The following is a 15,346-nucleotide window of genomic DNA, read 5'->3' as shown; positions in this document are numbered from 1 at the left end:
CCCCTTATTATTATGTTTGTATGCGGGCTATCTTAAGGGCATTAAGAAAAAAATATTAGTCGTATATACAATAAACTATGAATTTTGTGCCGCGCCTCCTGCTAGCGACCCTGATTACGTACCATGCAGGTACTATCAATGTTAAGTACTATCAATATTAAGCACTATCAATATTAAGTGCTAGCCGCAGTCAGAACCTGCTCGAATTCTATATAGCTAGTGTTTACTGCTTCTACCATAGAATCTAAAGTCGTATCGTCCGCTGATTCAACGGTGTATTCCAGCTGCTCACAGGATGCTATTAATTTTACTCCATCGATATTCGAAGCCACACCGCGTATCTCATGGGCGAGTTTTTGTAGTGCCGCTTTATCGCGGGCTTGACGCGCCTGCTCAAGTGCCTCCATACGCTCAGGCATTCGCTGCAAAAACATTGCTATTAATTTCAATAGCCGCGAACGATTGCCACGCAAGCGCGTAAGAGCAGCGCTCTCATCCCAAATGGATGAGGACGAATCTTCAGCTATGCAATCATCTTCTACAGCATCAATAAGCGCTGGCACGGCTTCAACATCCTTATCACGCTCTAAGTGCTCAGCAATCACGTGATCACCAGCCAAGCCATCATCATTTGTTAAGCTATAATTAGGCTTTTTAAGGTGTGCTAGACCAGAGGCCAACCAGGGCTGTAGCTTTACCTCCAGCTCATCCGGGTCGATTGGCTTTGTCATGTAATCATTCATACCGCTCTGTAAACAGCGTTCGCGGGCACCAGACATAGCATTTGCAGTCATTGCGACTATTGGTATATTTTGTGCTGTTTCTCCAGCTCCACCTTTACGAATTTCTTTGGTGGTTGCATAGCCATCAAGATCTGGCATTTGGCAATCCATTAACACCAGATCAATTTTACTACTTCCACTCGCCAGTAACTCAATCGCTTCACGTCCACTAGATGCAAGAACTACGTCTATACCCAAGTCTTCTAAAAGGCCACTACCCACCTCTCGGTTGATAAGATTATCGTCAACCAACATAACGCAGCTACCTTTCAGCTTTTCAGCTAAAGCACTCTTCCTGCGTCCTATACGGTTTACTGAAGGACCCCGATAGGAGCTACCACGCAAGTATTCTCGCCGCGCCTCTTCCGATGAAATACCTGCAACATCCAAAACAGTAAACCAAAGCATGTGCGGTGTTACAGGCTTTAACAAATCTTTCAAGCCGACGGAGGAAACACCTTCGAAAGTATTCGCCCGTAGCACCATGGTCGTATTGCCCGACGCAAAGTACTGTTTAAATTCTGCGCTGCGACATTCGCCGTGAGGGCACGCCGCTTCGTCAACCAAGACCAAACGATAAATGCGACTGTAATTGCGCAACGCCTCGCTACCCAATTCATCCAGCTCAGACAGGGTTGCAACAACGCTTACACCCCAACTATGCAACTGAGCTTCGAGTGTTTGACGAATAGAAGTATTCGGGCTCACAACCAAAACACTCAACTGCTGTACCTCTGGAACAATATGAAAAGGAAGCTGCTCACTTTCGCACTCTAGAATAATTTCGAATCTGAACTTACTCCCTCTATCCTTTTGGCTTGTAACCCCGATATTTCCACCCATTAACTTACACAGCTGCCGACAAATGGTTAGCCCCAAACCCGTACCACCAAATTTACGGGTAACACCCGAATCCTCTTGGGTAAAAGCATCGAATAACTTGCCGACATTTTCTTCCGCAATACCCACACCGGTATCACGTACGTAGCAACGCAGTAAAATACGTTTCGCCGGAGTAGTAACTTCAACAACTGACGAATCTATTTCATCATCGATCAACTCAGTTTCGCAATGAAGATAGACTTCACCTTCAGATGTGAATTTAATCGCATTACTAATAAGATTGGTCAAAATCTGGCGCAACCGATTGGCATCACCCACAACTCGATCGTGTTTAACCCCCACTGTCGACAACACAAATTCCAGGTCCTTCGCTGCCGCGCCTATCGCCAGCGAAGTAGAAATATCACTTACTATATTAATTAAACTAAATTCCCGGTTCTCCAAATCGAGCTTACCTGCTTCGATTTTCGACATATCAAGAATATCATTTATCAAACTGGTGAGCGCTTGCGCTGAACTTTCCGCCATGCGCACCAAACGGTGCTGTTTTTCCGTTAAGCCCTCACGCGCAAGCATATGCAACATACCGATAACACCGTTCATTGGTGTACGTATTTCGTGGCTAACATTGGCAATAAAACCACTTTTCATCTCACTAGCATCGATAGCTTCGTTTCGCGCTGTCTCAAGTTCGCGGGTTCGCTCTGCAACTTTTCGCTCAAGCTCCAAATTCATCTTATAAATTTCTGCCTGAATAGCTTTGCTTTCGCTAACATCACGAATAATCGCGGCAACTCCAACAACCTCACCATCTGCAAGAATAATAGGGGATAAATTTGCAGATATATCAATATCACTTCCGTAACGCGTAGTAGCGACGCTTTCAACATTCGCCAAATATTCACCGGCGAAAACATAACTAATTTTCTCGGTTGTAAATGCCGAGGCTTCACCCGCCTTAAACAGCATGTTAAAAATTGACTTGCCCATCGCACTTTGTGCGCTAAATCCAAATATCTGTTCGGCAGCAGGGTTCCAGCTATGAACCACGCCCCGCTCATCCATCGCAATAACGGCGTCACTAGAACTACTAACAATCGCCTCAAACTCGGCATGATCTTTCAATAATTTAAATCGTTTGAGAATATTACTTTGATAACTAATAAACCCTAACACCATAATGGCTAGTACCAGAGTCACCAACAACATTGTTTCAAAAACCCTAACACTTACCTCCTTATCGATTTGCGACGACAGAACGCCAACGACCAAAGAAATATTACGACGATCTAACTCTGCCTCTAACGGAACTATTGCCGACATAAAAAGGTATCGATCCGAATTTCGGTCACCCACGGCTTCAATAAAATCGCCCACCTGCTCTATCTCGTTAGACACCGTAAACTCCTTACCCCATCCAGCACTTGGATCGAATTCAAAACTAAAGTTTTTACGATTATCTAGTGGGTTATAGATAAACCCACCGGTCGAGTTGAGAATAAATTGGGCCAGATTGTGCGGAACCTTTTCAGTTAAACTATTGATTAATACCTGAGCATCGATATTCAGTATCACAAACCCAAATATATTGCCGCTATCGTCCAGCGCATTAATCAGTATTCGAAACGTTGGGCGATAAGGAAACTCTATCTTGCCAAACTCTCGGTTTAAGTTTATATCGGAGTAATAAACTTCGTCGGGAACGAGCTTCATTGCCGCTCGGAAATACTCGGAATCGGCCTTAGATTGGAGCTGATCTTCAGCGGCGACTAAGATATTGAGTTTTTTACGCTCGACACGAACCAACTCACGGCCTCCATCAGCGACACCGATGTAGCGAATCTGAAGAATTTCGGGGTTATTTTCTAGGTAGGCAATAAAGATTGTTTGTAATCGCTTTGTCCATTCGGTGTAGGACGAACCATCCTGCTGATCTCGACCACTCTGTTTCGAACGGAGAATGCCCGCAATCGGTGGCGTAGAGGCAATAAAGGTCAGTTTATTGCGTAGAATATTAATCTCATCTTGAAGCTGCGCCTGGCGCATGCTCAACTGCTCTTCGACCCGCACGCGATAGCTTTCAACCACACTATTTCGCACCAAGCTCTCGAATATTACGACAAATGCGATGCACAAGATAAGCGCGATACCGACAAGTATTGCCGAAAAGCGCTTTAAAGACAGCTCCCGAATAGGCCCACGTGACATAGAATACCTCAAGGCACCAACACCGCTACTACGAATTAACGCGAAACTCGAACCGCCACCCATTAAGCCCGCTAAAAATGACGCCTAAAACAACACCGATTTAACTAATACATTAAATATGAGGTAAGTGTAGTCAATGTTTCCTGAATGGAGCGCTAAAACACCGAAAACAGCGAAGATCAGCAATAATTCGTAGCAAAAATCCAATGACCACCGCAAGCAGCGCGATCATCTACATTCGACTCGCACGAACGCCTAAAATTTAGTACCTCGCCGGACCAGTACCTGCCTCGAAAAGGTGTTAGTGATACCGGTCAACACCATAGAACTCACCATTGCGCCGCTTGCACGAAGCATTGAGAAGTATTGACAACGGTTACCGATACCGCCGTTGATGATGGAGCTATTAACCTAGTTGCCAGCAACTCCGTTTTATCCAGCTACCCGCCATTAATTAATTTGGTGGATGCCGTAAACCAAGTCAATATTCACAGCGACACGCTCAATATTAATTCGACAAATATAGGCAGCGGCAGTATCGAGCCCATCGTCGTCGATGTTGATACCGGTATACACCTAACTTTCACTAGTGATACCGCCTATATTATTAACCTCAACAATACCGCGTTAACGTCATCTGGCGAAATTGTCGATGTTATCAGCGACCGCATACAAAGTTCAGACCGAGCACTCACAACCGGTTTAGCAGCTTTCGATGAAGGCATTAACAGTGAATAAAAACTAGACACCCACCCCATCACTCTAACATTCCCTCCTACGTAGAAATTACTCCTCATTGGAGGATGTTCGCTCGCCTTAGAAATGGTTTTTTGACGTTAAAATACGCTTTATCAGCGCTTTACAGCGCCAATCAAAAACAGACAACTTTCAAACAAGCTCAATATTAAAATGATCCGGCGTTTTCGTTAGTGTGCTTATTCTATCCCGCGCTTTCGTTAGTATGGGTGTCTTAATTATTCCTGCCTGACCATCTTTGCTTTTAACTTTTAGGCTTTGGGTTCCACGCGGAACGCGTCGAGTTAATTAAAACATCTGTTATTGCTTTCTCTGTGAAAAACTCTTTGAAGAGCCGCTTAGCCACGTCTAAATCTTCGCATATAAGCCTATTATCACACTCATCTTCTCCAAATCGCACCGTTCCCTCATATGCAACGCTATCGGGCTGCCACCAGTCACGAACCTTTGATTTCTCTCCAGCGCATTCAAATGGAAATATTGCCAAGCGAAAACGCCCCGGCAAAACCATCATTGAAATACTATCCCGTTGTACAAAATAGTAGCTGGGCTCGAAGTACTCATAATTCGTACGCAACGAAACCGTACCACCCGATAAAAAAGTTTCTTCTAATGCAGACTCGACCGCCGACCACTCAAAAAACCATTCTGCCCCCCGACCGTTGTGCAGAGGAGAGGCAAAGAGAGAAAGCTTTAATTTACCCTCATTATTAATCATCGATTAGAGACCCCCTTAACCGTTCGCAAAATATGAGGTTGCTTACTTGGATCTGGAGACCGAGTCCAGAAATATGTAAGGTTTTCATTTGTATCAATAAACTTCAAGGAACTAAGTCCAGATCTATCAGCCATAGTCCCTAATATTAAAATTATCCGGCGTTTTCGTTAGTGTGCGTTAATGTGGGTGTCTCGATTATTCGTTGTATTTATTGACCGTAAAGCTCTTTCCAAACACGCTCTTGCACCGATCTCTGATCACCAGTCCATGAATCGAAACAACTGTCATAAAATGTCACCAAGATGCCTCCATCAAAAACCGACAAAGAAATGCAATTAAGATTGTTAGGGAGCACGTCATGATCGGCACACCACTCGTTTGACAACCACATGGTACTTCCAACAGCCTCTATGTCACCCTTAACGATAATATTCCTACCAGGATTACTTGCAACATCAATTACATCCTTACGTAATGGCGGTGGCAACCCATTGCTTTTTATCGCCCAAGAAGTTACGTCTACCCCTAGGACTTGCAACTCCCGCAAGTCCTTTTTATTTTGTATTTTGTTGTATTCACTATCATACACCCTCCCCCAACGGCAAAAACCACCACTCCCTATCAAAGCAAACTGCTCCATTAGTGTATCGCGACTTTTCTGCGGGGGAGCTATTAGTAATCTATCAACTTTCTCATCTGAAAAACTTATTAAGGAAATTGACAAATCATCTGTGCGATAAAAGAAATCCGCATCATGAGCTTCCAACAGCTCGAAAATTTCATCATAGCTGCGCCTCACCCCTTCGAACTCTTCAACAAATCCGTGCCCTATGATATCTAAAACCTGACATACTTTTTGCCAAATCATTGAGGAGGAAAAATTACGCCCCCAATTCACTTCAAATTCAAATTCAATAGACATATTCTCTACCTATTTGCGGGGTCGAACTCAGTCACAACAATAAAAACTAGACACCCACCCCATCACTTGCACGGCAACCTCAATAACTGTATATTTACCCAGTACAACATAACGCAAGGATGCCGATATGCCCAAAGCCAGAAAGCACCTAATATCTCTAGAAGCCACACCTTACTATCACTGTACCTCACGCTGCGTACGCAAGGCCTTCCTCTGCGGTATCGATGAGCAAGACAATAACTACGAACACCGCCGACAGTGGGTGGAAGAACGCATTCTCGAATTAGGCGCCATTTTTTGTATTGATGTGTGCGCCTATGCGGTGATGAGTAACCACCACCATGTGGTGCTTCATATTAATACGGCCAATATGCACGCCTTAACACCCTGCTATATATACGAATTTACTACCGTTTATTAAGTTTATTTCTAGGTAATAAGTATGACCAAAATAAACCAGCTTACGCTCAGTAGTATCACCTATCTAACTGTCTTACCTGATAAAATTAAAGTAATTTATTCATAACAATACAGAGCTAAAAATAATTTTAGATTGCCACGTTTAACCTAATAAAACTGCCAACTTCGTACACACTAGCAAAAAGAGAAAATCTCATACGCTTTACTTTAAACATACGTTACTTGAGCAGGCTAACCATGCATCATATAAAGTTCAGACCTTCAGCTAGCCAATCAGAGATACATCACCCTCAAATGCGTAATTAGTGGCCGCCTATATATACAGCTAAACGCGAGCTTAACAGGCTTACCAGCCATAAACGCTGCGACAACCAATGAAAACAACGCTAGCACTCATAGCGAACTTACTTATTGAACAGAATTTATTAAGAAAGTGAAAAGCCCCAACAACAGCACATTGATTGGTCGAGTCGTCATCCCGTAGTCAATTAAAATTAGAATCGTAGCTTGGAACGCTTGGGGAAGTTAAGGTTTGATAATCTGGGGACGACGCGCCTAAAGCGGTAAGTGTACTTTTGGCCGTACCAATACCTACACCCTGATTACCATTATCGTTATACGCCGGATCAAGGAGTGAATACCGATTTTTTTATTGGATAAGGTGTAAAAAGTACTATAGATATTCAGTATTTTGTACGAATTACTTGAGATTCGCTTACCAGAAAAAGCATCTTCATCACTTACAGAAAACGTAATTGACCATGAATTTAACGCAAAAAAAATCGCGCCAAAGACAAAGTTTAGCAAAACGCACTTTCTCAAGAATTGAACGGGCACCTGAGGGACTTCCTTGTACAACTTCTATTCCAATTTAAAATAATTAACACTGGAAGGATACTTTATCGTGCTAAAAATTTCTAGCGCAAAAACAATTCTTTTGGCGCCAACATTTGCAGGCCTGACGCTTCGCTTACAAGATACACCTTTACGCCGAACACGTTTTTTGAATATAGCTTGTTGGATGAAACTCCCACTACGAGTCTAAATGCAATAAAGCTAAAACACCGGGACAACAAACTTCAATGGTTGGGCTTTGCTTGTTCTGAGTTATGATTCCAGCCAAACATCCCTTACCCACTCCCAAACATTACTGGCCACTTCTTCTGGTTGTTCGTCTAGCGATTCATTCCAAACGTAGACGGTTCCCTCTTCGGAAACACAATAAATATTGGAACGATCTTGGCAAAGGGGAATGTATTCGCGCGGCATGCCACGAGCCCAGGCTTCGGCGGCGACTTCGGGCAGGTAGGTATGGCAGTTGCGGTCTGCGACGGTAACCGGCTCCAAGCGCCCATATATTTCAAAACTGGAATTGAGTAGAAAATCACGCAGCTCTGCGGGCACCGAGATAAGCATCGCTTCTTGGGCTTCCACCACATCGTCTAGCGTGGGCATATCTGGCTCTATTAACGGCTTTTCTGCGCGTTCGTGTAAAATCTCGGCAATTTCATTTATCACGGTGTTATCTCGTTAGTCTAGGTTGTTTCGTAAATCTAGGTTATTTCGTAAATCTAAGCTATTTCGTAGATTCAAGTTGCATAGTTGATCTGAGCGATCTAGGTTGTCTCCCAGACCTAACATGTCTCGTTGCTCTAATAAGTCTTAGTTTGCTTGGGTAGGAACTTTACCACTTCCTGCTAGCGATTCCTTTCGCATTTTGCTCACGGCTCTATAACTACAGCGCACTCCACCATACGCCAGTCACGTATTTTCTCCTTATCAATTAGCTCATCGTAATCAGGAAACGCTTCTCGGCTTGCCGCTAAAAACACCTTTTCGCGAGGTGTAATAAGAAAAGCTGTGTTAATGGCGTTTCACCGCCGCCAACAAGCTTTAAGTCGAATAAATCTAATCAAAAATTTAACGTATTTAGCAGGAACGATCTGTCGCCAACATAGGCGTTCTACATCAACATTTCCCCAGCGCCGTCAGGAGTAGTAACAGCGTTCCAAGCATATCTATCGATTTGGAAGCAAAGCGAAATTGCACATTACGCTTATATAGCCATGAAAATCTTTTGTGAGTTTAAAGCGCTCTACACCCAGAGCATAATTTTCATTTATGCGAACAAGGTTTTCGATAAAGCTTTTCTAGCACCATTTACTGTAGGCTTTTCGACTTCTAAATCTTGGGGTTATATCAAGTGTGTTTTTGTTGTCAGTTCCCATGTTGGCTCCGTTTCCATTTTTAACTTGCGACTCTATACCTAGCTGTATTTATCTTTCCGCTATTTCTCGCTCGCTTTTTGCTTGCCTTAACAACAACCACAGTAAAAACGGCCAAAAAACAGCCTATGTTGGTAGGCAAATAAAATTAGTTTAAACAGAAATAGCAACGCAAGACTAGTGAGTAGAACAACGGGAAATAAACGAGCTGTGATTCGAGGCGAAGACGTGGGAGCTAAGGAGCGAAGCTAAGATTCGTAACGTTAAATGGAAGGTGGTGCCCGGGGCCGGACTTGAACCGGCACGACTGTTAAGGTCGGGGGATTTTAAGTCCCCTGTGTCTACCAATTTCACCACCCGGGCGTACTACTAAATGAACGATCACTAGAACGTGAATGCTGTTCATTACTAACAAAAAAATGGAGGCGCGGGTCGGAATCGAACCGGCGTTAACGGAGTTGCAGTCCGCTGCATGACCACTCTGCCACCGCGCCTTTAAGGGATGCGAATTGTAATGGATTCCAAAACGAATGCAAACCCTTTGTAGCTATTCTTTACCACTTAAGCTCGGCCAAGCGGCACGCAGGTAAAGGAACATAGACCAAAGGGTTAAAATTGCAGCAGAGTAGAGCGTAAAGTAACCAATCATATCGATGTAGCGGTATTTAAACGGCTCAACTAACAACAGCACCACTATGGCAATGATCTGCAAGGTGGTTTTAATTTTGCCAATGGAAGAAACCGCCACATTGGCTCGCTTACCTAGTTCCGCCATCCATTCACGCAATGCAGAAATCACAATCTCGCGGCAAATGATGACCGTGGCTGGCAGGGTAAACCAAATGTTGTGATGGCTATCGATAAGTACCGTTAGCGCCACGGCAACCATAAGTTTGTCGGCAACCGGGTCTAAGAATGCACCAAACGGGGTAACCAAATGGTACTTGCGGGCAATGTAGCCATCTAGCGCATCGGTAATACCGGCCAAACCAAACAGTGCCGCTGATACCAAAAAGCGCCATTCGAACGGCGTGTAGTAAATGACGACTAATAGCGGGATAAAGGCTATACGAATTAGGGTGAGCTGATTGGCGATGTTAAACATGCATATTCCAGTTAGCCAAGTAATTACGGCATTGGCGAGTCTAAGTTGAACCGAGCAGACGGCGCCTAGCTCAATGAGGTGGCAAACTTACTCACTGTGCAACGCGCTGTAAACCTCTTCTGCCATTTTTTTGCTGATTGATGGCACTTTTGCCAGATCATCAACGCTGGCACGCATCACTTCCTGTAAACCACCAAAGTGGTTTAGCAATTCTTTGCGTCGTTTAGGGCCAACACCGGGAATAGCCTCTAGGGTTGAGGTTCTGCGTTGGCTGTCGCGGCGCTGTTTGTGGCCGGTAATGGCAAACCTGTGGGCCTCGTCGCGAATCTGCTGTATAAGGTGCAATGCTGGGTGATCGCTGGCCAGCACCTGTTCACGGCCATCGGGGTGAACTAGGGTTTCAAATCCCGCTTTACGAGTCGTGCCTTTGGCGACGCCGACAATCTTCAGGTAGGAGATACCCAACTCCTCTAACACCGCTCGCGCGGTGCTGATCTGTCCTTTACCACCGTCGATAAGTAGTAGGTCTGGCAGACTAACGCCCTCTTTCTGCAAGCGTGAATAACGACGAGTTAAGGCTTGCCCCATAGCCGCGTAATCATCCCCTGCGGTTATGTCACTAATATTAAAACGTCGATAATCGGATTTAGCGGCGCCCTGTTGATTAAATACCACACAGGATGCAACGGTGTTTTCACCGCTACTGTGGCTTATATCGAAACATTCGATGCGATTAGGCAGTTCGTCTAGGCCAAGGGTATCTTGTAGCGATTCTAGTCTTTGGCGCTGGGTTTGGGCACTGTTTAATAGGGATTGTAAGTTGAGCCGCGCCGCCTGCTCTGCCATCGCTAGCCATTTCGCACGATAGGTTCGTACGTTGGCGGTAATTTTAACTTGTCGACCCGATTTTAAGGCTACAGCGTCTTGCAGCACTTTGAGATCGGCGCTTGGCTGATTAACGATCACAACTGGCGGAATATCCATATCGCCGCCCCCTAAGTACAAATGACAGAGAAATGCGTTAAGAACATCGCCCGTAGTCGAATCTAGGCGATCTTTTGGGTAGTGCGTTTTACTGCCCATTACACTGCCCTGACGGATATAAAGCATATGGATGCAGGCCTTACCTGCCTCTACCGCACAGGCGACAACATCCATATTCTGGAACCCAGACTCCATCACCTGCTGCGCCTGAACCTGGCGTAATGCGGTGATACGGTCGCGAAATATGGCGGCTTGTTCAAAATCCAGCTCGCTGGAGGCGGTCTCCATCGACTTCACCAATTCCTGCAGCAGGCTATCACTTTTACCATCGAGAAACTGTGCCGTTTGTACCACATCACGCGCATAGGCCTGTTCAGAAATGGCCTCGACACAGGGCCCAGAACAGCGGCCAATTTGATAGAGCAAACAGGGCCGAGTGCGGTTGCGGTAAACGCTATCTTCACATTGGCGCACGCCGAAGGTTTTTTGTAAAAAATTCAGGCTTTCTCGCACCGCACCCACATTTGGGTAGGGGCCGAAATACTGGCCTTTTTTCTTTTTTGCACCGCGATGCAGCGACAAACGCACGTGTCGCTCATCTGAGGACAGAAATATATAGGGGAAGGATTTATCGTCGCGCAATAAAATATTAAACGGCGGCTTTTGTGACTTAATAAGGTTGTGCTCTAACACTAGCGCTTCTGCTTCGCTTGGCGCTACGGTAATGTTAATTGCGGCAATACGCCTTACTAGGGCAAGTGTTTTGGTGGTGAGACCGGCTGCGCGAAAATAGCTCGATACACGGTTTTTTAGATTTTTGGCTTTGCCAACGTAAAGAATTTTACCCTTGGCGTCGTACATTTGGTAAACGCCCGGCTTGGAAGTTAGGGTTTTTATAAACTGCTTAGGGTCAAACTCGGAGCCGGCTTCGGAAGCGGATACATCGCTAGATTTCAAAGCTGAAGGCTCCATTTAACGTTACGATTACGCGTTATAATTACACGGCAAGTGAGTTGCTTGGTATTGTTTGCTGCTGGTATTGACGGCTACTAATTAAGTGTTGAATGCTGGAACAGCCTATCGAATGCCTAAAATACTAGGACAAGCTATCTACATCTAACATTTTATGTTTAACCGCCAACAACGCTAGCTCAACATCGCTGTTGATATTGAGCTTATCGAAAATACGATAGCGGTAGCTGTTTACCGTTTTGGGACTTACGCAAAACGCTTCGGCGATCTCCTGAACCTTCGAGCCGTTTGCAATCATAATGGCCGTTTGCAACTCCCGTTCAGACAACAGCTCAAAGGGAGAGCTATCGCCCTTGCCGCCATTAAAGTTACGCAGCGCTAATTGCTGTGCAATACTGCTGCTCATAAATAGATTACCTTTCATAACCGTATTTACAGCATTAATAATTTCGTCAAAGCCCGCCCCCTTGGTTACATAACCAGAGGCGCCCGCTTTCATTAATCGCTCAGGGAACATATCGTCCGCCAGAGCAGTAACCGCAATAATTTTAGTGGCACCACACGCCAGCAAGATTTTACGAGTTGCTTCCAAGCCACCAATGCCTGGCATTTTAACGTCCATTAATACAATGTCCGGGCCTAATTCACGACAAAGCTGTACCGCCTGTTCACCTGTCTTGGCCTCTCCTACCACTTCAAACCCTGTAACGTCCTGAAGCATTCGCACCAGACCCATTCGCACTAGATCGTGGTCGTCTGCTACTAAAATTGTTGTCACTCTACCTACTCCATATTTTTGTTTTTTGGGCCAAATCTTGCGGCGCTCATTACAGGGGGTGAACTATCACCTGTCAGCGCACTCTCCTTCGGCTACTGCTGTAATGATGTATACCTACATTGGTGGTGCAATTTACCATTTTGGCTATTCTGGTGCCTAGTCTTAATTAGACTAATGGGCGTCAGCATCAAAAAGTAATCGGTTACACTGGCAATAAAAAAGAACCCCGCAGTTGTGGCTGGCTTCTTATCGACCCGACACTGTAAGGTTATTCAACAAAGACTTAGGTGACAGGTATCACAGTCTCTCGTGAATCACCTATTCGATAAATTGCGGCTCTTGTTCTAACTCGATATCGAAGCGCGCTTTAATGTTGGATTGGATCGCTTTGGCAAGCATTAGCACCTGCTTTGCGGGGCCGCGATTAGGGTTGGTTAATACCAGCGCCTGCTGTTCGTGAACTTTAACACCAAATTCAGTACGCCCTTTCCAACCTGCTTTTTCAATTAACCAGCCAGCGGCAATTTTTTTCTGATTTGACGCGACATCATAGGCCGCGACGTCGGGATACATTTCACGAATCTTCTCGAATGACTCGACAGAAATTATCGGGTTTTTAAAAAAACTACCTACATTCGGAATTTGATCTGGGCTTGGCAATTTGCGGCGGCGCAGCTCCATCACTGTGTGCGCTATAACTTCTGGCGTGATGGCACTGCGCTTAAGCCCGAGAAGCTCTTGCTTAATCGCGGGATAATGGTCGTGTATTTGCGGGGTGCGCGAAAGGCGGAACGTAACGGAGACAACGATATATTGATTGCGTAAACGCTGTTTAAATACGCTTTCTCGATAGTCGAACTCACATTTGTTTTTATCAAACACTTCCACTTCGCCGGTACTGCGATTTAACGCTTGCAAGTGATCGAACACATCGCACAATTCAACACCATAGGCGCCGATATTTTGAATTGGCGCGGCGCCAACCAAACCGGGAATTAACGATAAATTTTCTAACCCGTAATATTTTTTAGCGGTACAAAACTGTACGAATCTGTGCCAATTTTCGCCTGCGGCAGAGCGTACTAATAATGTGTCACCCTGTTCTTCTAACACTTCCACACCGCGCAGCGCTGGCTGTAATACTAAACCGTCAATTCGTTCTGGTAGTAATACATTACTGCCACCACCTAAAAGGTGAACAGACATCTGCCTTTGCTGTGCCCAGGCCAATGCGTCACGAAGATCCGTAATGGATGTAGCGCGAACGAAGTTAGCCGCCACCGAAGGTACGGCTAAGGTGTTTAAACGCTGTAGGTTTACATTTACTAGAGGCGTCATTACTTCTCTTTTTTAATCGTATTTAACAGGCCGTTACAACCATCTTCAATTAAATCTAACACTAGTTCAAAGCCTTTCGTGCCGCCATGATAAGGGTCGGGCACTTCGCGATACTTGGCTTGCGAGGAATAGTCTAAAAACAATTTCACTTCTCCAGAATAGCCTGCGGGACATAGCTCAATCAAATGATCTAGATTTGCCGTGTCCATCGCAAGAATATAGTCGTAGTGGTTAAAATCTACTGCCTCAAACTTGCGGCCACGTAAGTCGCTAATATCGCAACCGCGAGATTTCGCGGCGCTGACACTGCGCGGATCTGGCGGTTCATCTATATGCCAGCCAGACGTCCCAGCTGACTCTATCTCGATACAGTGGCTAAGGTTGTGCTCGGCAACTAATTGACGAAACAAGCCATGGGCTGTTGGCGAACGACAGATGTTGCCAAGACAAACAAATAATACTGCAACCTTTTTCACTTAGTACCCTCAATTATCGCCCTAACCCGCTCAAGGTCTGCTTCGGTATCAACTCCGCCCGGCACGTGTTCACAGGCGTCGGCAATATGAATTTCTCGACCGTTAGCTAACAGGCGCAATTGTTCCAGCTTCTCTATTGACTCCAACGGTGCCAGCGGCCAAGTTACAAATTCATGCAGCACGGCAACGCGGTAAGCATAGATGCCGATATGACGGCGTGCGAGCGAACTTATTTCGACCGGCGCCCCCGCAACCGCAGACTTCGTTTCATCAAAATCGCGGTCAAACATTTCTTGTATCTGAGCGGGACTAAATTCATCTCGCTGCCAAGGAATGGGCGCGCGTGAAAAATAAAGCGCCCTCCCCATATTGTCGGCAACGACCTTAACGGCATTGGGATTAAACAACGTTGCCAGGTCGTGAATGGGCTCTCCCAATGTGGCAGCACTTGCTCGGCTGTTTTGCGCTAGGTTTTTTGCTACCTGCTGGATAACAGAGGGAGGAATTAATGGCTCATCGCCCTGTACGTTTACAATAATTTCGTCGTCCGCGAACCCATACAGTTTCACCACTTCTTGTAGTCGATCGGTACCAGACTGGTGATCTGCGGACGTCATACACACTTCACCCGAAAACGCCGTAACGGCATCAAATACACGTTGATCGTCGGTAGCTACAATCACTTTTTCGGCGCCGCTTTGCTGTGCGCGTTGATAAACATGCTGGATCATTGACTTGCCATCAATAATCGCTAAAGGCTTTGCCGGTAGGCGTGTAGAAGCATAACGCGCAGGAATAATGACTGAATATTTCATGGTT

At 45.4% G+C, this 15,346-nt stretch carries 11 protein-coding genes, 2 tRNA genes and 1 pseudogene; 2 read left to right on the top strand and 12 right to left on the bottom strand.

Translation table 11 applies throughout. The features are described 5' to 3' along the window. Positions 1–173 precede the first annotated feature (173 nt). Positions 174–3,833, bottom strand: coding sequence for a response regulator (locus tag IDZ20_RS09875; RefSeq protein ID WP_188151269.1), 3,660 nt, complete (start codon positions 3,831–3,833; stop codon positions 174–176). A 366-nt stretch (positions 3,834–4,199) separates the two neighbouring features. Between IDZ20_RS09875 and IDZ20_RS09870 the strand changes: the two genes are divergently transcribed. Continuing rightward, the gene (locus IDZ20_RS09870; RefSeq protein WP_188151268.1) at positions 4,200–4,571 is read left to right on the top strand and encodes a hypothetical protein; all 372 of its coding nucleotides are present in this window, start codon (positions 4,200–4,202) and stop codon (positions 4,569–4,571) included. A 262-nt stretch (positions 4,572–4,833) separates the two neighbouring features. Here IDZ20_RS09870 and IDZ20_RS09865 read toward each other — a convergent pair whose 3' ends face one another. After that, positions 4,834–5,307: a hypothetical protein gene (locus IDZ20_RS09865; RefSeq protein ID WP_188151267.1), complete on the bottom strand. Its 474-nt coding sequence runs from the start codon at positions 5,305–5,307 to the stop codon at positions 4,834–4,836. A gap of 208 nt (positions 5,308–5,515) precedes the next feature. Then, on the bottom strand, positions 5,516–6,229 hold the full coding sequence (locus IDZ20_RS09860; RefSeq protein WP_188151266.1) for a hypothetical protein: 714 nt from the start codon (positions 6,227–6,229) through the stop codon (positions 5,516–5,518). A gap of 127 nt (positions 6,230–6,356) precedes the next feature. Between IDZ20_RS09860 and IDZ20_RS09855 the strand changes: the two are divergent. Then, positions 6,357–6,614 (top strand): annotated as a pseudogene (locus tag IDZ20_RS09855) (hypothetical protein); the annotation flags it as partial. Positions 6,615–7,756: 1,142 nt separating this feature from the next. Here the strand turns inward: IDZ20_RS09855 and IDZ20_RS09850 are convergent. The 9 genes from IDZ20_RS09850 to kdsB all read right to left on the bottom strand — a co-directional run bounded on the left by IDZ20_RS09850 (position 7,757) and on the right by kdsB (position 15,342). Then, complete coding sequence (locus IDZ20_RS09850; RefSeq protein ID WP_188151265.1) at positions 7,757–8,167, bottom strand: SMI1/KNR4 family protein; 411 nt, start codon at positions 8,165–8,167, stop codon at positions 7,757–7,759. A gap of 982 nt (positions 8,168–9,149) precedes the next feature. Continuing rightward, a tRNA-Leu gene (locus IDZ20_RS09845) sits at positions 9,150–9,237 on the bottom strand. Positions 9,238–9,294: 57 nt separating this feature from the next. Next, positions 9,295–9,368: transfer RNA gene (locus tag IDZ20_RS09840), tRNA-Cys, on the bottom strand. A gap of 53 nt (positions 9,369–9,421) precedes the next feature. Continuing rightward, complete coding sequence (pgsA, locus tag IDZ20_RS09835; RefSeq protein ID WP_188151264.1) at positions 9,422–9,979, bottom strand: CDP-diacylglycerol--glycerol-3-phosphate 3-phosphatidyltransferase; 558 nt, start codon at positions 9,977–9,979, stop codon at positions 9,422–9,424. An 87-nt stretch (positions 9,980–10,066) separates the two neighbouring features. After that, a complete protein-coding gene (gene uvrC, locus IDZ20_RS09830; protein ID WP_188151263.1) occupies positions 10,067–11,935 on the bottom strand; it encodes an excinuclease ABC subunit UvrC in 1,869 nt (622 codons plus the stop codon). 124 nt (positions 11,936–12,059) lie between these two features. Beyond that, positions 12,060–12,713, bottom strand: coding sequence for a UvrY/SirA/GacA family response regulator transcription factor (gene uvrY / locus IDZ20_RS09825; protein WP_188151262.1), 654 nt, complete (start codon positions 12,711–12,713; stop codon positions 12,060–12,062). A gap of 318 nt (positions 12,714–13,031) precedes the next feature. Continuing rightward, a complete protein-coding gene (gene murB, locus IDZ20_RS09820; RefSeq protein WP_188151261.1) occupies positions 13,032–14,051 on the bottom strand; it encodes a UDP-N-acetylmuramate dehydrogenase in 1,020 nt (339 codons plus the stop codon). Next, a complete protein-coding gene (locus tag IDZ20_RS09815) occupies positions 14,051–14,527 on the bottom strand; it encodes a low molecular weight protein-tyrosine-phosphatase (RefSeq protein WP_188151260.1) in 477 nt (158 codons plus the stop codon). The genes murB and IDZ20_RS09815 overlap by 1 nt, the downstream gene beginning before the upstream one ends. Beyond that, complete coding sequence (kdsB, locus tag IDZ20_RS09810) at positions 14,524–15,342, bottom strand: 3-deoxy-manno-octulosonate cytidylyltransferase (protein ID WP_188151259.1); 819 nt, start codon at positions 15,340–15,342, stop codon at positions 14,524–14,526. The genes IDZ20_RS09815 and kdsB overlap by 4 nt, the downstream gene beginning before the upstream one ends. Positions 15,343–15,346: the final 4 nt, after the last annotated feature.

Origin of the sequence: Teredinibacter waterburyi, from assembly GCF_001922985.1 — a bacterium.
GTDB lineage: Bacteria > Pseudomonadota > Gammaproteobacteria > Pseudomonadales > Cellvibrionaceae > Teredinibacter > Teredinibacter waterburyi.
The sequence above is the reverse complement of the archived record's forward strand: the minus strand, read 5'-3'. Positions and strand labels throughout refer to the sequence as shown.